Source organism: Pseudoalteromonas sp. R86517 (assembly GCF_042466295.1).
GTDB classification, from domain to species: domain Bacteria; phylum Pseudomonadota; class Gammaproteobacteria; order Enterobacterales; family Alteromonadaceae; genus Pseudoalteromonas; species Pseudoalteromonas atlantica.
Window position 1 is genome coordinate 2,573,720 of record NZ_JAXHCB010000001.1, and the last position, 20,557, is coordinate 2,594,276.

Here is a 20,557-nt window from a genome sequence, read left to right on the forward strand (position 1 = left end):
AAATATGCGCTTAACTTATATGTTATTTCAGACACAAAAAAACCGACTTTTGTCGGCTTATGTATGAAAGTGGTGGGCGCAGGAGGATTCGAACCTCCGACCGCCTGGTTCGTAGCCAGGTACTCTATCCAGCTGAGCTATGCGCCCACTTTCATTAGTTACTTGTTTATACTCTAAGTTAGAGTGTGTAAAAGTGGTGGACGCAGGACGTAACTTCTAAGAGTGAACCTCCGACCGTTTGGCTTTAGCCAACACTTTCTACTTTTTTATACTCTAAGTTAGAGTCTGTAAAAGTGGTGGGCGCAGGAGGATTCGAACCTCCGACCGCCTGGTTCGTAGCCAGGTACTCTATCCAGCTGAGCTATGCGCCCACTTTTACTGTTTGCTTGTTTATACTCTAAGCAGAGTGTGTAAAAAGTGCTGGAAGCAGGACGTATCTTGTAAGAATGAACCTCCGACCGATTTGGTTTTAAACCAAACACTTTAACTTATTTATACTCTAAGCAGAGTGTGTAAAGAGTGGTGGGCGCAGGAGGATTCGAACCTCCGACCGCCTGGTTCGTAGCCAGGTACTCTATCCAGCTGAGCTATGCGCCCAATCTTTACTTTACAAGACTGCCATTAAAAGAAATGGTGGAGAAGGAGGGATTCGAACCCTCGATAGAGCTACAAACTCTATACTCCCTTAGCAGGGGAGCTCCTTCGGCCACTCGGACACCTCTCCGTCTTGTGGGGCGTATAATAAAGATTTCAGAAAATATGTCAAACACTTTTATGCCAAAAATGACTATCTGGTTACAGAACGCACATAAGTCAGCTTTAATTGTATAATTGGTTTGAAAAGTAAACGATTTAAATATTTTTGTCTTGTGGGTTAACGCCCATTAAAGGCACTAAATCATCTTTGAGCTGCGCTAAATATTGCTCTTGGTAACCTAATTGCTGAAACTCAGCAATACAGGCTCGGTAATAAGCTTGTCGCTTTTGCTCTGTGGTGTCAGTTTCTGGCGATTCTTCAACTCGGTTGTCTTTCATATTATATTCTAAGTCCATTTGAGAATTCATATTTAGAGTGCTATTTTTACCCAGCTCAAAATTTTGGCGTATTTTAGCTAAGTTTTTTACATAAATACAACATAATGTTTAAAAAACAGTCATAAAATTACGTTATAGCACTGTTATTAAGGTTATTTAAAACAAGACTACATTAAATAACCTAATCTGAATTAACTATTAATAAGTACTAATAACTAGCTTTAAAATTTAGCTTAGTACTAATTAATTAAAAAGCGAACAATCTTATCCTCTCTTTCGTCTGTTTTTATAAAGCAATTTACTCTCCAACTTTTCCTGCATTGGCGCTTATTTTTGTACTCACACAAAAACGCCGCTAAAATTTAGCGGCGTTTATCACATTTATTTTGTTTAAGCTTCTTAGTCAGCTTGTGGGCGCATATGCGGGAACAAAATAACATCTTTAATGGTTGGTGAATCAGTAAATAACATTACTAAGCGGTCAATACCAATACCTTCACCGGCAGTAGGCGGTAAGCCGTACTCTAGTGCGCGTATGTAGTCTTCATCGTAATGCATTGCTTCATCATCGCCGGCGTCTTTTTCTTCAACTTGGCGAGTAAAGCGCTCTGCTTGATCTTGCGCATCGTTAAGCTCCGAGAAGCCATTTGCAAGCTCACGTCCGCCAACAAAAAACTCAAAGCGGTCGGTAACAAATGGGTTTTCGTCGTTACGGCGCGCAAGTGGCGATACTTCCCACGGGTAGCCTGTAATAAATGTAGGTTGGATAAGCATGTGCTCAGCCGTTTCTTCAAATATTTCACATAAAAACTTACCTGGGCCCCATACACAATTTTCAGGAATTTTTACATGCACTTGTTTAGCGTACGCTTTTAATTCTTCAAAGTGGTTTTCTGGGTCATTAAATACCGCAGCATCAAACTCAGGGTTATATTTTAAGATAGCATCAGCCATGCTTAGGCGCTCAAAAGGTTGGCCAAAGTCGTACTCTACTGAGTCGATAACTTCGCCGTTTTCATCTTTAGTGGTATTAACAACAATTGGGCTACCTAAAACGTTTGTTGCAACTGTACGTAGCATGTCTTCGGTAATATTCATCAGGTCGATGTAATCAGCGTAGGCTTGGTAAAATTCAATCATAGTGAATTCTGGGTTGTGGCGCGTTGATAACCCTTCGTTACGGAAGTTACGGTTAATTTCAAATACGCGGTCAAAACCACCTACTACTAAACGCTTAAGGTAAAGCTCAGGCGCTATACGTAAGTACATGTCTATATCAAGTGCGTTATGGTGAGTCACAAATGGACGCGCAGACGCACCGCCAGGAATAACCTGTAGCATTGGCGTTTCTACTTCCATAAAGTCGCGCTCTGCTAAAAAGCGGCGAATACCTTCAACTACTTGTGAGCGAATGCGGAATGTTTCGCGCGTTGCTTCGTTAGTAATTAAATCAACATAACGTTGACGGTACTTGGTTTCTTGATCTGATAAACCATGAAACTTCTCTGGTAATGGGCGTAGTGACTTAGTAAGTAGTTCGTACTCGGTCATTTCTACGTATAAATCGCCTTTACCTGATTTATTAAGCGCACCTTTAACACCAATAATATCGCCAATATCTAGTTGGCCATATTTTGCTTTTAAGTCTTTTTGCACATCTTTAGATGCGTAAGCTTGTACACGGCCTTTCATGTCTTGAATGGCCATAAAAGGACCACGCTTAGCTAAAATACGGCCAGCAATTGATACAACGTGCTTAAGCTCTACTAATTCTTCTTTACTCTTATCACCAAACTCAGCCTGTAAATCAGCCGTGTAATGTTCACGACGGAACTGATTAGGATGACCGTTGGCTGGGCAATTTTCGCGAATAGCGTCTAATTTGCCGCGACGCTCAGCGATTAACTTATTTTCGTCTTGGATTTGATCAGTCATTTTTTAGCTCTTTTTTAGCTTGGTGGTTATAGGCCAGATTTTAGGCTGGCTTCAATAAATTTGTCTAGGTTGCCGTCAAGTACCGATTGCGTATTACGGTTTTCAACGCCAGTTCGTAAATCTTTAATACGTGCATCATCAAGTACGTAAGAACGAATTTGGCTTCCCCAGCCAATATCCGACTTTGCGTCTTCTTGCGATTGCTTTTCAGCATTTTGCTGCTGAAGTTCAAGCTCAAATAATTTTGCTTTTAACTGCTTCATTGCTTGGGCTTTATTTTTGTGTTGTGAACGCTCGTTTTGACACTGAACAACCGTGTTGGTAGGTACGTGAGTAATACGTACTGCCGATTCGGTGGTATTAACGTGCTGACCACCCGCGCCCGATGCACGGTAAACGTCTATACGTAAGTCAGCCGGATTAATATCAATTTCAATATTGTCATCTACTTCTGGGTAAACAAACGCAGAGGCAAACGAGGTATGACGACGACCACTTGAATCAAATGGGCTTTTACGTACTAAACGGTGTACGCCTGTTTCTGTGCGCAGCCAACCATATGCGTATTCGCCTACAAAGCGCACTGTTGCACCTTTAATACCGGCCACATCGCCATCGGTTGCTTCTACTAGCTCAACTTTAAAGCCTTTAGCTTCGCCCCAGCGTAAATACATGCGTAATAACATGTTACACCAGTCTTGTGCTTCAGTACCGCCAGACCCAGACTGTAAATCAAGGTAAGCATCGTTTGCATCGTGAGAGCCCGAAAACATACGGCGAAACTCTAAACCCTCAAGCTGTTTATTTAAGCCTTCAAGTTCAGTTTGCGCTTCAACAAACGTGTCTTCGTCTTCTGCTTCTACTGCAAGCTCTAATAAACCTTCTACGTCGTCAGCACCTGCTACTAAGTTGTCGATTGTTTCAACAACCGCTTCTAAGGCTGATTTTTCACGGCCTAGTGCTTGTGCGCGCTCAGGTTCATTCCATACGGCTGAATCTTCAAGTTCGGCGTTTACTTCTTCTAGGCGCTCTTGTTTATGAGCGTAGTCAAAGGTACCCCCGAAGCAGTTCAGTACGTTCGCGAATTTCCTTGATTTGATTAATCACAGGATTCACTTCAAACATGTACATTACTCCAAAATGGCTAGATTATTGCGCGCTAAAATTAGCACTAAACGCAATAAATTATCGTCAAATGATAAAAACGCCCGATTTTAACAAAAAACCGCGCGCTTTATTAGCCTTTTATGCATGCATTGTGCATATTTTTTAATGCACTTTTTCAAGCTCGCGAACAATTAATTGCAGGCTAAACTTACCTCTAAATTCGTTTATGTCGAGCTGATAAGCCACTTTGACATAACGGGCCTCGGTGTCGGGCCATGCTTTTACATCTATTCCAAATACAATGGCGTCAACTAAGCGCCCAGATTGATGTTTAAGCACCAGCTTTAAGTGTTTTTCGCCTACTATACGCTGCTGAATAACTTCAAAGGTGTGCTCAAATACCGGCTCAGGAAATTGCTGCCCCCATGGGCCTGATTGCTTTAATAGCTGAGCAAAGTCCATTGTAAAGCACTCGTTTGGCAGCTCGCCATCGGTAAATACAATGCAGCGTTTACTTTCTTCGCTTAACTGCGCGCTTACAGCTGCATCAAACGCGTTTTTAAAGTCATTAAAGTTTTGCTCATCAATACTTAGCCCTGCCGCCATGGCGTGGCCGCCAAATTTATTAATTAAGTGCGGGTCGGCGGTATTTAGCCCTTCGAGTAAATCGCGCATGTGCAGCCCTTCAATAGAGCGGCACGAGCCTTTTATTTCACCGTTTTCGCCACCGGCAAAAATAACGGTTGGGCGGTGGTATTTTTCTTTTAAGCGACCCGCCAAAATACCAATAACACCTTGGTGCCAATCTTCTTGGTATAAACAAATGGCATCGGGAATGTTGTCGTCACTAAACGCGAGCCTATCAAGCACAGCTTGCGCCTCGGCTTGCATGCCCTGTTCTATTTCGCGTCGTGCATGGTTTAAGCTATCTAATTCGCTGGCAATACGCCTTGCTTGGTTTATATCGGTACTTAATAAGCACGCTATACCCAAACTCATGTCATCTAGTCGCCCTGCTGCGTTTAAACGCGGGGCCAACGAAAAACCAAAATCACTGGCGCTTAAACGCGCAGCATTACGATTAGCCACTTCAATAAGCGCAGTAATACCTGGGCGTGTTTTACCGCTGCGAATACGCGCCAACCCTTGGTGTACTAAAGTGCGGTTATTTGCATCAAGCGCGACTACATCGGCCACGGTGCCTAGGGCAACTATATCAAGCAAGTCGGCCAAATTTGGCATAGCATGGCGTTCAAAATAACCTTGCTCTCGTAACGTGCTTCTAAGGGCTATAAGCAAGTAAAAGGCAACGCCGACACCCGCAATTGATTTTGAAGGAAAACGGCAATCATGGCGGTTTGGGTTAACAATTGCATCGGCATTAGGGAGCTGCTCCCCTTGCAAGTGGTGATCAGTAACCAGTACTTTAATGCCCACTTTTTTCAGTATGTCTATGCCTGCAATACACGAAATACCGTTATCTACCGTAATGACCAGCTCTGGTTTTATATCAACAATTTGCTCAGCAAGCGCAGGGCTTAAACCATAGCCTAAGCTAAACCTGTCCGGTACAAGGTAGTCTAAGTTATTAAAGCCAAACATTGCCAAGCCTTGCATTAAGGTGGCTGTACTGGTTGCGCCATCGGCATCGAAGTCGCCAACAATTAAAATGCGGCTTTGCGCATTCAGCGCATCAATTAATAGCTCGGTGGCTTTGTCGATGTCTTTAAACAGTTTAAAATCGATTAGCGTGGCTGCACTATTATTTAGCTCGTGTGCATTTTGCACGTTACGCGTGGCATAAATTTGCTTAATAACAGGGTGCAGATCGCTTGGCAGGTAAGAATCGTCTACATTTTCGCGCGCAATGATCAGTTTTTTCATGCTGGTTTTTAACTTATGGTGTTCATAATAAAAAGACAAAAAAAGGCCATAAAGGCCTTTTTAAACCAATTCGCTTAATTAAGTAATCTATTTTGAGGCTGGAAAAACGTGTTGATAGCTAGGCAAAAAATCCGCTATTTAGTTGTTCTCGGCAATTGCTCCTGCATTGCTCTATCTTCTGCATCCATGCAGTCGTAAATAAGCATTTTTTAACGCCTGTAGCAGCATGTTTAGCCCCGCAAAATGATTAAATATTATCGCGGATTGGTATTAAACAGTTACTCAGATTTTTAATTAACCTGCTTTGTTCGCCTCAAGCGCTGCACTTAATGCCGCGGCTGGCTGGTAGCCTGGGATCATTGTACCGTCTTCTAAAATAATGGCTGGCGTGCCGCTAATACCAAAGCTTTGGCCTAGCTGGTAATGCTCAGCTACTGGTGCGCTACAACCGGCAACTACTTTAGTGTCTTCGCCTGATTTAGCTTCTGTTAGTGCTTCTTGTTGGTCGCGTGCACACCATACGTTCATTAAATCGGCGTAGCCCGAACCTTGCAGTCCACCACGCGGAAATGCTAAATAACGAACAGTAATGCCTGCATCAAGCAAGTCGTCTAGTTCGCGGTGTAATTTACGACAATAGCCACAACTAATATCAGTAAATACCGTAATTTGGTGTTTTTCGTTAGGCGCTTTATAAACAATCATTGAATCTTGGTATTCTTTAATACCTTCAACACGGACACCATTTAACGCTTGCTCGGTTAAGTTGCTGCGGTTGTTTAAATCAATTAGCGTGCCTTGCATTAAAAACTGGCCGTCTGGGCTGGCGTAAAGTACACCTTTATTTGTAATAAGCTCTTTTAAACCGGCAACAGGGCTTGGGTTTATTTGCTTAACTGTTACACCTAACGTGGCAAATTTAGTAACAATAGGATCATTAGCATCTGGCGTTGTGGCTACGCCATTTGCAAATGCACTAATACTTGTGCACAACATTGCACCTGCTAACATTAATTTTTTCATAATTTTCTCTATCTAATAATACGTACTAAATTGACCGCTAAGCTGATATTAAATTTCATATTACGCGCGCGGATGATGCTCTGAGTGTACCGATTTTAATCGCTCATTGGCAACATGGGTATAAATTTGTGTAGTCGATAAGTCGCTGTGCCCTAACATCATCTGCACCACTCTTAAGTCGGCACCATGATTAAGTAAATGTGTTGCAAAGGCATGACGCAATGTATGCGGCGATAAATCTGACTCAATAGACGCCAAAATAGCATAGTGTTTAATACGATGCCAAAAGGTTTGTCGGGTCATACCTACGCCGCGTTTTGAAGGAAACACAAAATCGGTGGCGTGTTTTATCATTTGTGCACGCCCCCCTTTTAAAAACTGCTCAAGCCAGTACATGGCTTCTTCGCCTAAGGGTACTAAGCGCTCTTTGTTGCCCTTACCTTTTACAAACACAACCGACTGGCGCAAGTTAATTTGCTCCATACGCAGCCCTACAAGCTCGGTTACACGCAAGCCCGTAGCATAGAGTAGCTCTAGCATGGCTTTATCGCGCAGCCCCATTGGCTCTTCAATATTGGGCGCACTTAATAATGCCTCTACTTCGGCTTCTGAGAGCGTTTTAGGTAACGATTGACCCGCTTTTGGTTGCGCAATGTTTTCAAGCGGTGAGCTTGCAATACGTTTTTCACGTACAAAATACTGATAAAACCGCTTTAACGCACTTATGCTGCGTGCCGTGCTACGTGGTTTTAACCCTAAATCTACGCGATACGCTAGGTAGCTTTCTATATCTAAGCTGGTTACCGTCATTAAGCTTTCGCCTTTTAAAAACTGACAAAACTTATCTAGGTCACTGCGATACGCGCTAAGGGTGTTTTCGCTTACACCTTGCTCTAAGTACAAGCTATCTAAAAAGGTTTCTAAAAAGTCGCTGTTGCTGTTTAGCTCGGTATTTGGTTCAGGTAAATCGTCAGGTAGCGTTGTCACGTTGTGATCTCATGTTGGTAATACCCACGGTAGAAGGTATCAATTAAAAATACCTTACGGTAAACTGCGCCCTATCATAACAGGCAATTACACAGTGATAAATACGATGCAGATTGGTTTATTTTTTGGCTCTACTACATGCTACACAGAGATGGCAGCAGAAAAAATTCGCGACCTTATTGGCGCCGATGTAGTGACCTTACACAATATTAAAGACGAACCACTTAAAAATGCAGAGCAGTACGACTTTATCATCTTTGGTATTTCAACATGGGATTTTGGAGAAATACAAGAAGACTGGGAGTCTAAGTGGGACGACATTAAAGATGTAAACCTAAATGGTAAAACCATTGCTTTATTTGGCATGGGCGACCAACAAGGTTACGGACAATGGTTTCAAGACGCCCTTGGTATGCTTCACGATGAAATAAATACCCAGTCGTTTACGCAACTTGGTTTTTGGCCAAACGATGAAAACTACGAGTTTGAAGCGTCAAAAGCACTTACCCCCGATGGCAAACACTTTGTGGGCCTAGCGCTTGATGAAGACAGCCAATACGAGCTAAGCGATGAGCGCATAGCCAGCTGGGTTGAACAAATAATGACAGAGTATAGCGAAACGCTATAACGAGTTTGGCCTAAACCATGTTTAGGCCAATACATTACAAATAACTAAGTTTTTTAGCGCACTTTTTTTCACGTATTTTTGCTTGCCTTTGCAATAGCCAATTAGGCGCAAAGGTATTAATAATACATGCCAGTACAATAAGCGCTGAGCCTATTACTTGCGATAGACTTAATGTTGTATCGTAAAAAATTAGCTGAAATAACAACGCAAATAACAAGTTAGAATAAATAAGCGGTGCTAGCTGCGAGTTAGAACTGGCTAATCGGTACGCCTTTCCTCTAAAAAACTGCGTTGCAGCAGTCGAAAACCCAATTAACGCCACCATCAGTAATAAACTGTAATTGCTTATATCGATTGCAAAACCTTGGTAAAAGCGCTCACCTTCGCTGGTAAACATTAATACTGGCACCATAAAAATGGCAGCCAGTGTAAAACTCCAACCGTTAATAACCATCATCGGAAGCTTAATTTTACTGGCTCTAAACAAGGTGATTTGCGAGCAGGCATTAAAAATACCAGCCCCTAAACCAATTAATAAGCTCCAGCGCCATTGTATGCCGTCGCTATGAATATTTTGAATAATCACACCCGCAAACATCAGCGCCATTGTAGGTAGCAATAACCAATTTAATTTAGTTTTAAAAAGCACCCGTTCTATTAGCGGTATAAATAACGGCCCAGTGCTAAATAAAATAACCGCTTCCACCAGCGTTAAAGTATTTAGCGCCACTAAAAAGCAGTTTTGGCACAGCACTATAAAAATTGCGCGAATAGCAAAGGTTCGCCATGCTGATTTATTAGGTAGCTGCCATTTAATACCTGCCGCCAAAGCCAGCATAATAATCGCGGGTAAAAACACCCGTAAAAAAACCACTTCGCTGGTGCTAAAGTAATCGGTAAGTAACTTGGCTATAAAGCTATTTAACGCCAAGGTAAATGTAGAGAGCAGCATAAACACACTAGCACGAAAATTTAACGTCACCGCAGTTATCCTTTGAATAAAAAATGAATGTAAAAAGCAAAATTAAAGGCTTAATTTTTTTAATCTATTTATTATTTTTCAAAAAATTGGCATTGGCTTTTATGGCGCTAATTTTACGTGTACTTTATAAATTTAAAAGCGAATAATATTAAACTAACCTGTAAGTAAAACTTAACTGTTAATAAATAACCTATGATCAAATCAGCGCCGTTAAAATCTCTCTATACGTTTATAGCTGTTGCCGAAACTGGCAGCATGGTGCTCGCGGCTGAGCAGCTAAGTATTAGTCACTCGGCGGTAAGTCAGTCTATTAAAGCGTTAGAGTTACAACTTAATACACCGCTTTTTAATCGCATTGGTCGCCGCGTTGAGCTCAACCCTGTGGGTGAGCGCTATTACAAACGCATAGCCCCGGCCATGGCTGAAATTTTAGCAGCCAGCCAAGAGACAAGTAACACAGCGAATGAGCCAACTTATTTAACACTCAATATGGTTAACTCGCTAGCTCTGCACTGGTGGATCCCTAGGGTGGCTGATTTTCAGCGCATTTCGCCAAACAGCGACATTCGTATTTCTAACTTGGTGGGAGAATTTGATTTAGAGCGTGAAGGGATTGATGCAGCGATTATTCATGGCCAGCCCGATAAGTGGCAAAAATATCACTGTGAAAAACTAGCCGACGATCAGTTAATTTTAGTCTGTAACCCACAGCTTTTAGTTGGCTTAAATAAAGATGAGTTAACCGCGCAAAATTTGCTGCAGCGTTTTAAAGCAATCTACGTTACCAACCCACGTAGGCAAAACGATTGGCAAACGTGGTGCGAGGCTAATAATTTAGCGCAGCCTAAGCAGCATAATAACTTAACCTTTAATATTTCAGTGCAAGCAACACAAGCCGCGATGCGCCAGCTTGGCGTTTTGGTCACCCACAAACAATTTGTACGCGACGATATAAAGCACGGCATGCTCACGCAAATTGGCCAAAGCATTGTAAATCCGCATCAGCAGTTTTATTTTGCAACGAGCCACGCCATGCTTAATCACCCACAGGTAAGCGCATTACGAGCATGGCTTAAACGCGAGTTTTTAAAAACAGCAAACGAGTAGTGCTACTCCACACGTTGCCAATATTGGTTACGGTAAAAAAAGCCTATATAGCCACGTACTTCCAATGTTTTACCGTCGTTTTGTGGCGTTAGTTGCACGGTATAAGTTTTACCATTTGTAGGGTCAAGTATTTCACCATCGCCCCACACGCCATCATCTTCTGGTTTTACATCAGTGATTATGGTCATTCCTAAAATAGGCTGATTTTTTAATGCCCCATCACACTCTTTACAAATACCGGTTTGTTTAGCTGGGTCTAAAATAGTCTCAACTTTACCACTGAGCACCTTATCATTTTGAGTAATGCGTACGTACGATTTAGCCTCGTTGGTGTCTTCATCTATGGTTTTCCAAAGCCCAACAGGAGTCATGTTTGCAAGCGCACCTTGGCTTATAAATAAAGCCGCAGCGAGTGTTGTTAGTAACGGTAATTTGTTTAACTTTTTCATTGTGTTGCCTAAATTAAAAATGGCGAATAAAACGATAATACCAGCTGATTTATAAACGCACTATTAAATTAAACTGCTATTTAGGTACTTATAAAAGTAAAAAACCAAGTACGCGTTAACCCACTTGGTTTTAAATTGGCTGATAGTTTTTTAACGTACGCGTTTTAAAGTACGTATTTAAAAGTTACGTACCTCTACATTTGAGCTGTTAAATTCAAACATATTAATTTTGCCACACTGTGCCATATGGTTAGTACTTGTATAGGGGGTATTTGCTTGGCTTATATCGCCTTCCCACTCTTGGCCATTTTTTATAAATGCTTTTAATTCAAACCATCCGTTAACAGCTTTACTGCAATCCATATCAACATCCAGCATCCAATAGTGTTCGCCCCATATATTAAGGGGTGTAACACCAAAGCCATCTACTGTTACCGATTTTTGGGCGCCATATTCACTTGGCCAAACATTTGTAGTCCAATCCATGGCAGTACCTTGCGCTTCACTGCTTTGGCCTTGTTCAATTCCATACCAATCTAGGTAGTTATCGTTTGCTTTCCAAGGTGTTGTGGTGTTGTTTTTTAGATTGTTATGGCGAATTGGCATAGCACATTCAACATTTGTTGTTTGGCAGTTTCTAGCAAGGTTTATATTTGCATAGGTGTGGTCTATACCACCGCGTACAAACATGTCTTGTCCACTTTGTGTTTGAGCATTAATAAAAATAACGGTTCTTTGCCAGTCGCTATTATTAGGCACTGCCTCTTGGGTTAATTTAGCATTTTTATGAATTGCTATTGCACCCCATGGCGCTACATTTAAATTTATGGTGCCGTTGCTATTAACTGTTATTACTTCACCGCTACAGCTAGTAGCATTACCCAAAAGCTCGCCTTTTAACACATTGCAGTACTGTCCAGGCGCCATATCTGTTTGAATTGTTGCATTAAGCGTTGAGTCTTCTTTATTAATTGCCATATGACCTGAGCTACCACGTCCAAATGCAATCTGGTTATGGGTGTTATCCCACCAATTTGTTACTACCCAGTTGTCGGCTGTGTTATTTCTAAAATCGACACCACCCGCAATATAAGACCAGCGATGCTCGCACTTCCAGCTACTTGCAAAACATTCTAAATTACCATTATTGTGCACCGGTACACTTGGCCCACCCGCATCTGTATCGCCGTGAAAATCATAACTCGACATTACTTTTGGATACCCATACGGGTATGCCAACATAAATACGTTAGCTAGGTCGTATAAACGGCCATCTTCAAAAGTAATTACATTACCCGCACCACCATCGCCGCGCTGATTGTCGTGGTTATCTACAAATACCACAGCTGATGAACTTGGCATAAAGCCCCAGCCTTCACCAAAATTACTTAACCATGCAAGCGAGCCATTTCTAAAGGTATTACCAAGCTGCGTACTGTATTTAAACTCGGTAACTAGCCCTGTACTTAAATACTCTGAGGCTGCAACCGCTTCAGTACCTTGATCTATCACCTCATGAAACACCACTGGCGAGCCATTTATTTTTGCCATTAAACCTTGAATATCACTTGCAGCAACATGCTTAGCAGCATCAAACCTAAAACCTTTAACACCCATAGCTTGAAGGTCATTAATATATGCCGCTAATGTATTTTGCACATAATTTGAAGAAGTATTTAAATCGGCCAGCCCTACTAGCTCACAGTTTTGCACGCGATAACGGTTATTACCGTAATCTTCTGGGTTAATAGAACAACTTTCGTGAAAATCTTGTGGGCTATAAATAGGGTATTGTTTATTACCAAAAGTGTTACCAGCAGTGCCCGTACCACTGCCGGCTGCCATATGGTTTATTAATGTATCAACATATATATCGACGCCTGCGGCGTTACAGCGATTAACCATATCTATAAATTGCGAACGGTTACCGCCTCGGCTTTGTAGTTGGTAGCTCACAGGTTGATAACGAGTCCACCATTGGCTACCTGTAATATGCTCGTTAGGCGGAGACACCTGTACAGCAGCGTACCCTTTTGGTCCTAAAAACTGCTCACATTCTTGGGCTACATCTTGCCAATTCCATTCAAATAAATGCACAAATGTTGTAGGCGCAGCCGATACTAAACTTGGTAAGGTTAAACCTAAGCTAAAACCTGCAGTGGTGATCATTTTACTGAGTTTCATAGTGTGTGTTTCCAGTGTTGGGCGAGTTAAACAACATACTCGACGTTATTTACAAGTAGTTAACACTAGTTTGAGAGTTGCTCAAATAAAAACTGAATACGTATGCATAATGGGTAAACTATCCTTTATTACTAGATAATTACCTGCCTAAAAAATTACATTTTCAAGTAAAACGCTTTGCATAACGCAATATAATCATCGCTGTAGCGGTTGTTGTCATCTTTTATGCATAGGGAGGTAAGCTCAGGCAAAGTGTTTACTAAGCTAAAGCGCATCAAACTGCGGCTAAATGCTTTACTTGGTGTGGTTTTTACTTGGCAATGCGCGTTTAAATAAAGCCCGCTTTGTTTTGCCAATTCAATGAATAAGCCCGCCTCTGTGGTAGGTAAAATTACGTTAAAGCACGATTGCTCATGACTTAAACGCATATAGGCATGTATTAGTTCGTCAAAACTTAAACCATCGGTATGGCGTGCGGTGTTACGGGCATCGCTTAGCCCTTTTAAACTACGGTTAAAATAAGGGGGGTTAGAAATCACAACATCAAATGGCGCCGCCTGTTTAAACGCTTGTATAGTGGTGTGCTTTACTGTGATATTTGGCCACGGGCTAGAGGCTATATTTTGCTGCGCTTGCTTGTAAGCAGCTTCATCAATTTCAACAGCGGTTATGCTAAGTGCTGGTTGGCGCTGTTTACACATAAGCGCAAGTAAACCGGTACCTGTGCCTATATCGAGTAATGTGTTGGCGCCTTTTAAATACGCCCATGCGCCAAGTAAAATGCCATCGGTTGAGACCTTCATAGCACAGCTATCGTGCTCAACCTTAAATTGTTTAAACGTAAACCCTGACATTTTTTCACCTTTTCATTCACCAACTGGCGTATAGCGCGTATAATTGCAGGTAATTGTCCCTTATTTTAGACACTCTATGCAATTTTCTGAATTTGATCTTGATACTAAACTACTCAACGCCATTGATAAAATGGGCTACGAGACACCAACCAGCATTCAACAACAAGCTATTCCTGAAGCGCTGCAAGGTCGCGATATTTTAGCATCAGCACCTACTGGCACAGGTAAAACGGCGGCATTTTTAATTCCGGCTATTCAATACTTAATGGATTTTCCGCGTCGCGACCCAGGTTTTGCACGTGTGTTAATAATGACCCCAACCCGTGAACTGGCTTATCAAATTCATGAGCAATGTGAACTACTTGCTAAAGGCACTCACCTTAAAATTGGTGTAGTAACAGGTGGTATAAACTACGGCACCCATAAAGAAATTTTTGAAAACAATAACGATATTTTAATCGCCACACCAGGACGTTTAATGGAATATCTTGAAACCGAAAATTTCCATGCTGAAAACGTAGAAATGCTTATTCTTGATGAAGCCGACCGCATGTTAGATATGGGCTTTAGAAAAGAAATGCTGCGCATATGTGACGAAGCTAAAAACCGTCGTCAGTGCTTTTTATTCTCTGCAACGTTAGAAGGCGATAGCGTTGAGTTATTTGCTGAGCGTATTTTAAACGACCCAGCTTTACTTGAAGCTGAATCGTCACGCAAAGAAAAAGCAAAAATTCATCAATGGGTTCACCTTGCTGATGACTACCACCACAAGCTTGAGCTGTTGGTTAATACCCTAAACGGCCCAGATGTAAGTAAAGCCATTGTATTTGTAAAAACCCGTGAGCGCCTAGAAACGCTAATTGGTGAGCTAACTAACAATGGCGTAAAAGCCGCGTGGCTGCGTGGCGAAATGCCGCAAGATAAGCGCATGAAAGCGATGGAAAATTTCCACAGTGGCAAAACGCGCATATTAATAGCAACCGATGTTGCGGCCCGCGGTATTGATGTTTCTGACATTAGCCACGTAATTAACTTTGATATGCCGCGCACTGCCGATGTCTATGTACACCGTATTGGCCGTACTGGCCGTGCAGGTAAAAAAGGGATCGCTATATCATTAGTTGAAGCGCACGACATTGGCATTTTATACAAGGTTGAGCGATACACAGAGCAAAAACTTAAGCGCCGCATAATTAAAGGGCTTGAGCCACAGCATAAAGAAGCTAAGCCACCCGCTAAAAAGCGTAAAGATCCAGTAAAAATGAAAGCTAAGAAAAAAGCCAAAGCTAAAATTAAAAAGAAATAGCACACCATAAATAAACAAGCCGGCAGTTGCCGGCTTTTTTGTACCCGTTACAAATGTAACCCAAGCATGTAACTCATTCCCATTAAAATGTAATTATTGCCCACCTGAATTCCCACTTAATAAAATAACCTTATATTTCAACAAATTAAAACTGGCATCGAAATTGTAACTGAGAAAGTAACTCAGCTAAGAATAGCTGCACGATTAACCGTAATGTAAGGATGAAGTTATGAACCGCTTTAAGTTAACTATCGCTTTAGTATCATTTTGTTGTTTATTTTTATTAGCTTGCGCTACAAAAGTAAGTGCAGCAACTAACTTAGCCGTAGTAAGCAGTGTGGCTACTCAACCTAACTTACAACAAACAATCACCAATACGTTACGCACTAACCCAAACTTAGCATTAAGCGATATTCGCGTGCAGGTTGAAGACGGTGAAGTTGACCTATACGGTGAAGCGCAAACAGGTTTTCAGCGTGCACTTGCGCAAAAGTTTTTAGAAAATATGGATGGCGTTAAAATTATCCGTAATAAAATTAGTGTTATCTAATACCGCATTACAATTTTTGTTTATATAACTTATTCCTCTGCGTGGCTTGTTTCTCCAACACAAGCCGCGCTTTTTTATGCTTAACAGCACACTTTAGTATCTAAACTTCTAGCTTTAGCTCCCCTATTAAAAATAGAGCAAACACTTAGCCGCCCTTTCCCACTCTTTTAAATTAGTGACTTACTACAGCTTTGATAAAAGAATGCTATAACAAGGCTGTAAAGTTCATCTAATCAGCGCATTTTTAATACCGTTGGCAACCTACAAGTGTTTGCTAATCAACCTCACCATGAATAGCAGTTAATAATATATGGCTTAACGCATGCAAATGCCCCATCACTTACACAAGGAAGCTAATACATGAAACGATTTATTTACTACTGCTAATCCCTCTTATTGGCCATGCAGAGGAAGGTACTTTTGGCTTTGCTGCAGATGTGTCTGTATCCGGCTTTTTTTTAGCCCAGAAATTAGTGAAATAGATATTATAAAAGTCTTTGCTGATTTGGCAGGATTAAAAGTAGGCGACAAGGTAATAGAGTTAGATGGCTGCGCTATTCCAGGTCGCCCTGCTGAGGTTACAAAAAAATCGATGACAAAAAGCAGTGGTGAAACGCTTTTACTACTAATCAAAAATTCGATGGCAGCGAAAAGCAAATAAGTATTAACTTAAAATAAATTTATTAAAAGTATGTAGTTAAATTTAACCCGACTTAGCGCTTTGAAATTACTAGCAGCGCACTTTTTATGTAAAAATGCGCTGCTAGTGGGTAACTATTACTGGGCTAGTTTAAAGCAGTATTAGTCGCTCATTCGCTTTGATTTGAACCCGTATTACTCCCGCCTTGTTGTTTGGGTGACTGTTGGTTTATTTTATCGCTTATCATGGCATCGAGCTTTTCACCGCCTTTAATGCCAAAATCTAACGTACGTATTGGGAATGGAATACTTATATCTGCAGCATCAAGCGCTTGTTTAACAGCGACTACGCCTTTATGGCGTACTGTCATAAAGTCTGGCTCGCCTGGGTATTTTATCCAAAACCACACCAGTAAATTAATACTACTGTCGCCAAAACCTTCTGCGTACACAGCGGTTTCATCTTTACGTATTACAAAGTCAAACTCGTTAATTTTATCAACGATAACTTCTTTGGCTTTTTCAATGTCGTCGCCGTATGAAATACCCACCGGTACCTCTATGCGCCTAACGCCTAACGTGGTGTAATTCTTTAACACGTTTCTAAATAATACCTTGTTAGGTACCAGTATTAACTGCCCGTAAAAGCTCTCTATTAGCGTGTTACGCAGGTTTATAGAATGTACAGAGCCAAATACATCGTCGGTTTCAATTACATCACCCGCTTTAAATGGCTTGCGTATTCCCATAGCAATACCGGCAATTAAGTTCTCGGTCATGTCTTGAAAAGCAAAGCCAATGGCTAAACCCACAATACCCGCACCCGCTAGTAACGATGTGACTGTGCCTTTTAACCCCATAAAATCTAAAGCGATAAATAGGCCCACACATAACACCATAACCTTAAAAATAGACGCCATTAAATCAGCAATTTGCTTAGAGTCGAGTGAGCGCCTTAATAGGTTTTTCATTAGCTGGCCGGCAAAGCGCGCTATTATTGAAAATACAATGGCTATCACCACTGCCACAATAAAGTTTGGGATGTGGCTTATTACTACATCAAACCACCCTCCGAGTTTTTCTTCGATGAGTTTTTCGGCTTCGGCTACTGAAGGTATGCTGATCATATTTTTACACCTATCTATTTTTTATCTCATTAATAGTAGGTGAAGTTAGCAAGTTTAGCGCCAGCATAAAAAAAGCCACGCAATGCATGGCTTTTTAACTCATTGTTTGCTGAGTATAAATACTTAGTTTTGCTCGTCGCGCATAAATACTGGCTCAAGCTCTTTTGCTGTTGCTTCAGGGCTAAAGTAATAACCCGCCACAGTAAACTCTTTTAATTGGCTAAGCTGTGTTACCTGGTTTTCTATAATGTAACGGGCCATCATGCCGCGCGCTTTTTTAGCGTAAAAGCTAATTACCTTATATTGACCATTTTTGCAGTCTTTAAAATGCGGGGTAATAATTTGCGCATTGAGTGCTTTTTTATCTACTGCTTTAAAGTACTCGTTTGAAGCAAGATTAACGAGGTATTGTGCGTCTTGCGCTTTTAATTCCTCGTTTAGTTTATTAGCAATAATGCTGCCCCAAAATTCATACAAATTTTTCCCGCGAGGGTTATCAAGCCTAGTGCCCATTTCTAGGCGGTAAGCTTGCATTAAATCAAGCGGCTTTAATAAGCCGTATAAACCCGAAAGTATACGTAAATGGCTTTGCGCATAATCGAGGTTAGCGGCAGTGAGTGTTGCGGCATCTAAACCACCGTACACATCGCCGTTAAAGGCTAGTACCGCTTGTTTAGCATTACTTTGTGTAAATGGTTGCGACCATTCGCTAAAGCGCGCAGCGTTAAGCCCTGCAAGCTTATCGCTAATTTTCATTAGACTGCCAATTTGCGCTGGAGTTAGTTCACGGCATACTTTCATGAGCTCTTCGCTGTGCTCTAGTAATTCAGGTTGAGTGAACTTATCTGTTGCGGGTGGCGTTTCGTAATCAAGATTTTTTGCTGGTGAAATAACAGTGATCATAGTTAGCTATTGACTTGTAATTTATTTAATGTCAATTTCAACATTAAATGAGACGAAAAGCACGTTTTGTTTATAAAATACCATTGAAAATTAATCGCAATGGCCTAAATCCTACCTTAATAAACCATGCATCGTCGTTTTTCTATTGATAAGGACATAAGACCTATCAAGCATTGTCACACTGTTGCAGTATTGAATACTTATATTAAGGTAGTTTAGATTTTCTTTTAACTTGCTTGGAATGAGGAAGGCAAATGACTAGCGCTCTACAAAGGCTAAAACAACATTCATCTATCGTAGCCGACACTGGCGATATTGAAGCGATCAAAAAGCATCAACCAGAAGATGCAACCACAAACCCGTCGCTTTTATTAAAAGCGAGCGAGATTGAAGCTTACAAGCCTTATTTAGATAAAGCTTGGAGCTATGCAAAAGAAACAGAGCAAGATGCAGCTAAACAGCTTGAACTTGCATGTGACTACTTTGCCGTATTACTTGGTAAAGAAATTAGCGAAATTGTACCTGGTTATATTTCTACTGAAGTAGATGCTCGTTTATCATTCGACACCCAAGCAACTATTGATAAAGCACATACCCTGCTTAGCCTTTATGAAAAAGAAGGTGTAAGCAAAGACAAAATTTTAATCAAAGTTGCGTCTACATGGGAAGGCATTAAAGCGGCCGAACAGCTAGAAAAAGAAGGGACTAAATGTAACCTGACTTTATTATTTAGCGATGCTCAAGCGCGTGCATGTGCTGATGCAAACGTATTTTTAATCTCACCATTTGTTGGCCGTATTTTAGATTGGCACGTAGCAAATGGTATGGAAAAACCAACCGATCCGCTACAAGATCCAGGTGTTCAATCTGTACGTAGCATTTTTGAGTTTTATAAACGCCATGATTACAAAACCGTTGTTATGGGCGCAAGCTTCCGTAACACTGGCGAAATTATTGCCCTTACAGGTTGTGACAAGCTAACGATTAGCCCTAACCTACTAGAAGACTTAAGCAATTTAGAAGGCGCAGAAGAATACTTACTACAAAGTGATATTCCTAAAGAGCCAAAGCCTGCTCCACTTACTGAGTCGCAGTTCCGTTGGTTACATAACCAAGATGCAATGGCCACTGAAAAACTAGCTGAAGGTATCCGCTCATTCGCAGATGCACAAGAGCAGCTAGAAGCACGTTTTAAAGCAATGTAATACGCGCTAATTATGTATTAAACGCCGCACCTGCGGCGTTTTTTTATGCCCTTAATATAATCCGCACTGCTTTATACTAACCTGCCACAGCATGTACCATTACCTACACAGCTAAATAACTAACTTTTAGTATTTTTTTATTTATTTTTTCTATCTAAAAATAACGTGCTCAATAAAGCTAGTTAGTATTAAACTTCATCAATGCATCACATATCTGTAACAAATTCGTCACTTTTTTATTCTATTTTAGCTAGGCCTGTGGTATAGGTATTCTCGAGGTTCACTAAAATCAATAGGAGATAGTCATGGATAGCCTAAACGATATATTAGAGATATTAGAAGGTCCTGATACAACAAGAAAAACCTCTCAAAAGAATAAAAAAAGAAAGTGGCGCGAGATTGAGGCCATAAAAGACAAACAACGGTTACGTAAAGAACTACAGGAGTTAGACTTTTTTACAGACAGCATTGAAATTGATGAGTTAGATTTTTAATTTCAAACTAATTGCGCTCAATTAGGCAATTTATTTTGCGGCAGGAAAACCGTATCGATAGTAAAGCTAACGCCAGGTTTTACCCCTTCAAAATAATTGATAATTATTGCGCATGGGCATTAATACTCAATAACTAAGCAAAAGGCTTTCATAATACG

The 20,557-nt window shown here is 41.1% G+C and carries 19 protein-coding genes and 4 tRNA genes; 7 read left to right on the forward strand and 16 right to left on the reverse strand.

Going from position 1 to position 20,557, the window contains the following annotated elements; all coding sequences use genetic code 11:
• Positions 1-70: 70 nt before the first annotated feature.
• The 10 genes from SJY38_RS11640 to xerD all read right to left on the reverse strand — a co-directional run bounded on the left by SJY38_RS11640 (position 71) and on the right by xerD (position 7,971).
• A tRNA-Arg gene (locus SJY38_RS11640) sits at positions 71-147 on the reverse strand.
• Between the two features lie 147 nt (positions 148-294).
• Positions 295-371: transfer RNA gene (locus SJY38_RS11645), tRNA-Arg, on the reverse strand.
• A gap of 149 nt (positions 372-520) precedes the next feature.
• Positions 521-597 (reverse strand) — tRNA-Arg (locus SJY38_RS11650).
• Between the two features lie 34 nt (positions 598-631).
• A tRNA-Ser gene (locus SJY38_RS11655) sits at positions 632-724 on the reverse strand.
• A 128-nt stretch (positions 725-852) separates the two neighbouring features.
• Positions 853-1,035 (reverse strand): hypothetical protein, encoded by a 183-nt coding sequence (locus SJY38_RS11660; protein WP_024031585.1) that lies wholly within the window; start codon positions 1,033-1,035, stop codon positions 853-855.
• Between the two features lie 399 nt (positions 1,036-1,434).
• Positions 1,435-2,970: a lysine--tRNA ligase gene (lysS, locus tag SJY38_RS11665; protein ID WP_004588007.1), complete on the reverse strand. Its 1,536-nt coding sequence runs from the start codon at positions 2,968-2,970 to the stop codon at positions 1,435-1,437.
• Positions 2,971-2,996: 26 nt separating this feature from the next.
• Positions 2,997-4,095 (reverse strand): peptide chain release factor 2 gene (prfB, locus tag SJY38_RS11670; protein ID WP_096041210.1). Its coding sequence is split into 2 segments (ribosomal slippage): positions 2,997-4,019 and positions 4,021-4,095, totalling 1,098 coding nucleotides; the frame shifts between segments, so codons are not numbered across the junction.
• Between the two features lie 144 nt (positions 4,096-4,239).
• Positions 4,240-5,961 carry a single-stranded-DNA-specific exonuclease RecJ gene (gene recJ / locus SJY38_RS11675; protein WP_377109804.1) on the reverse strand — a complete coding sequence of 574 codons (1,722 nt, stop codon included), beginning with the start codon at positions 5,959-5,961 and terminating at the stop codon, positions 4,240-4,242.
• Positions 5,962-6,255: 294 nt separating this feature from the next.
• Positions 6,256-6,984 carry a bifunctional protein-disulfide isomerase/oxidoreductase DsbC gene (gene dsbC, locus SJY38_RS11680; RefSeq protein WP_004588004.1) on the reverse strand — a complete coding sequence of 243 codons (729 nt, stop codon included), beginning with the start codon at positions 6,982-6,984 and terminating at the stop codon, positions 6,256-6,258.
• A gap of 60 nt (positions 6,985-7,044) precedes the next feature.
• Entirely contained in the window at positions 7,045-7,971 is a 927-nt protein-coding gene (gene xerD / locus SJY38_RS11685; RefSeq protein ID WP_055254835.1) for a site-specific tyrosine recombinase XerD, read from the reverse strand.
• A 106-nt stretch (positions 7,972-8,077) separates the two neighbouring features.
• Between xerD and fldB the strand changes: the two genes are divergently transcribed.
• The gene (gene fldB / locus SJY38_RS11690; RefSeq protein WP_004588002.1) at positions 8,078-8,599 is read left to right on the forward strand and encodes a flavodoxin FldB; all 522 of its coding nucleotides are present in this window, start codon (positions 8,078-8,080) and stop codon (positions 8,597-8,599) included.
• A gap of 34 nt (positions 8,600-8,633) precedes the next feature.
• Here the strand turns inward: fldB and SJY38_RS11695 are convergent, their stop codons facing one another.
• Positions 8,634-9,581 carry a DMT family transporter gene (locus SJY38_RS11695; RefSeq protein ID WP_377109805.1) on the reverse strand — a complete coding sequence of 316 codons (948 nt, stop codon included), beginning with the start codon at positions 9,579-9,581 and terminating at the stop codon, positions 8,634-8,636.
• A 192-nt stretch (positions 9,582-9,773) separates the two neighbouring features.
• Here SJY38_RS11695 and SJY38_RS11700 point away from each other — a divergent pair, with 192 nt between their 5' ends.
• Positions 9,774-10,688 (forward strand): LysR substrate-binding domain-containing protein, encoded by a 915-nt coding sequence (locus tag SJY38_RS11700; protein ID WP_377109806.1) that lies wholly within the window; start codon positions 9,774-9,776, stop codon positions 10,686-10,688.
• A gap of 2 nt (positions 10,689-10,690) precedes the next feature.
• On the opposite strand, the gene SJY38_RS11705 is transcribed toward SJY38_RS11700, so the two are convergent.
• The 3 genes from SJY38_RS11705 to SJY38_RS11715 all read right to left on the reverse strand — a co-directional run bounded on the left by SJY38_RS11705 (position 10,691) and on the right by SJY38_RS11715 (position 14,175).
• Positions 10,691-11,137 carry a DUF2147 domain-containing protein gene (locus SJY38_RS11705; protein WP_055254841.1) on the reverse strand — a complete coding sequence of 149 codons (447 nt, stop codon included), beginning with the start codon at positions 11,135-11,137 and terminating at the stop codon, positions 10,691-10,693.
• Positions 11,138-11,314: 177 nt separating this feature from the next.
• Positions 11,315-13,321 (reverse strand): alpha-amylase family protein, encoded by a 2,007-nt coding sequence (locus tag SJY38_RS11710; protein WP_377109807.1) that lies wholly within the window; start codon positions 13,319-13,321, stop codon positions 11,315-11,317.
• A 155-nt stretch (positions 13,322-13,476) separates the two neighbouring features.
• The gene (locus SJY38_RS11715) at positions 13,477-14,175 is read right to left on the reverse strand and encodes a tRNA1(Val) (adenine(37)-N6)-methyltransferase (protein ID WP_377109808.1); all 699 of its coding nucleotides are present in this window, start codon (positions 14,173-14,175) and stop codon (positions 13,477-13,479) included.
• A gap of 76 nt (positions 14,176-14,251) precedes the next feature.
• Between SJY38_RS11715 and srmB the strand changes: the two genes are divergently transcribed.
• From srmB to SJY38_RS11730, 3 genes are all read left to right on the forward strand, one after another.
• Complete coding sequence (gene srmB / locus SJY38_RS11720; RefSeq protein WP_004587997.1) at positions 14,252-15,481, forward strand: ATP-dependent RNA helicase SrmB; 1,230 nt, start codon at positions 14,252-14,254, stop codon at positions 15,479-15,481.
• A 229-nt stretch (positions 15,482-15,710) separates the two neighbouring features.
• Positions 15,711-16,031, forward strand: coding sequence for a BON domain-containing protein (locus SJY38_RS11725; protein WP_004587996.1), 321 nt, complete (start codon positions 15,711-15,713; stop codon positions 16,029-16,031).
• 505 nt (positions 16,032-16,536) lie between these two features.
• Positions 16,537-16,692 (forward strand): hypothetical protein, encoded by a 156-nt coding sequence (locus tag SJY38_RS11730; RefSeq protein ID WP_377109809.1) that lies wholly within the window; start codon positions 16,537-16,539, stop codon positions 16,690-16,692.
• A gap of 148 nt (positions 16,693-16,840) precedes the next feature.
• Here the strand turns inward: SJY38_RS11730 and SJY38_RS11735 are convergent, their stop codons facing one another.
• Positions 16,841-17,797: a mechanosensitive ion channel family protein gene (locus SJY38_RS11735; RefSeq protein WP_377109810.1), complete on the reverse strand. Its 957-nt coding sequence runs from the start codon at positions 17,795-17,797 to the stop codon at positions 16,841-16,843.
• A gap of 123 nt (positions 17,798-17,920) precedes the next feature.
• Positions 17,921-18,700 (reverse strand): peroxide stress protein YaaA, encoded by a 780-nt coding sequence (yaaA, locus tag SJY38_RS11740; RefSeq protein WP_377109811.1) that lies wholly within the window; start codon positions 18,698-18,700, stop codon positions 17,921-17,923.
• A 254-nt stretch (positions 18,701-18,954) separates the two neighbouring features.
• Here yaaA and tal point away from each other — a divergent pair, with 254 nt between their 5' ends.
• Together tal and SJY38_RS11750 are read left to right on the forward strand one after the other, a co-directional pair.
• Positions 18,955-19,905 (forward strand): transaldolase, encoded by a 951-nt coding sequence (gene tal / locus SJY38_RS11745; RefSeq protein ID WP_377109812.1) that lies wholly within the window; start codon positions 18,955-18,957, stop codon positions 19,903-19,905.
• A gap of 305 nt (positions 19,906-20,210) precedes the next feature.
• On the forward strand, positions 20,211-20,399 hold the full coding sequence (locus tag SJY38_RS11750; protein ID WP_004587992.1) for a DUF3545 family protein: 189 nt from the start codon (positions 20,211-20,213) through the stop codon (positions 20,397-20,399).
• Positions 20,400-20,557 lie beyond the last annotated feature (158 nt).

Coding starts and splice junctions, on each gene's coding strand:
- SJY38_RS11660 (WP_024031585.1), bottom strand. CDS start 1,035: ATGAAAGACAACCGAGTTGAAGAATCGCCAGAAACTGACACCACAGAG.
- lysS (WP_004588007.1), bottom strand. CDS start 2,970: ATGACTGATCAAATCCAAGACGAAAATAAGTTAATCGCTGAGCGTCGC.
- recJ (WP_377109804.1), bottom strand. CDS start 5,961: ATGAAAAAACTGATCATTGCGCGCGAAAATGTAGACGATTCTTACCTG.
- dsbC (WP_004588004.1), bottom strand. CDS start 6,984: ATGAAAAAATTAATGTTAGCAGGTGCAATGTTGTGCACAAGTATTAGT.
- fldB (WP_004588002.1), top strand. CDS start 8,078: ATGCAGATTGGTTTATTTTTTGGCTCTACTACATGCTACACAGAGATG.
- SJY38_RS11700 (WP_377109806.1), top strand. CDS start 9,774: ATGATCAAATCAGCGCCGTTAAAATCTCTCTATACGTTTATAGCTGTT.
- SJY38_RS11705 (WP_055254841.1), bottom strand. CDS start 11,137: ATGAAAAAGTTAAACAAATTACCGTTACTAACAACACTCGCTGCGGCT.
- SJY38_RS11710 (WP_377109807.1), bottom strand. CDS start 13,321: ATGAAACTCAGTAAAATGATCACCACTGCAGGTTTTAGCTTAGGTTTA.
- SJY38_RS11715 (WP_377109808.1), bottom strand. CDS start 14,175: ATGTCAGGGTTTACGTTTAAACAATTTAAGGTTGAGCACGATAGCTGT.
- srmB (WP_004587997.1), top strand. CDS start 14,252: ATGCAATTTTCTGAATTTGATCTTGATACTAAACTACTCAACGCCATT.
- SJY38_RS11725 (WP_004587996.1), top strand. CDS start 15,711: ATGAACCGCTTTAAGTTAACTATCGCTTTAGTATCATTTTGTTGTTTA.
- SJY38_RS11735 (WP_377109810.1), bottom strand. CDS start 17,797: ATGATCAGCATACCTTCAGTAGCCGAAGCCGAAAAACTCATCGAAGAA.
- yaaA (WP_377109811.1), bottom strand. CDS start 18,700: ATGATCACTGTTATTTCACCAGCAAAAAATCTTGATTACGAAACGCCA.
- tal (WP_377109812.1), top strand. CDS start 18,955: ATGACTAGCGCTCTACAAAGGCTAAAACAACATTCATCTATCGTAGCC.
- SJY38_RS11750 (WP_004587992.1), top strand. CDS start 20,211: ATGGATAGCCTAAACGATATATTAGAGATATTAGAAGGTCCTGATACA.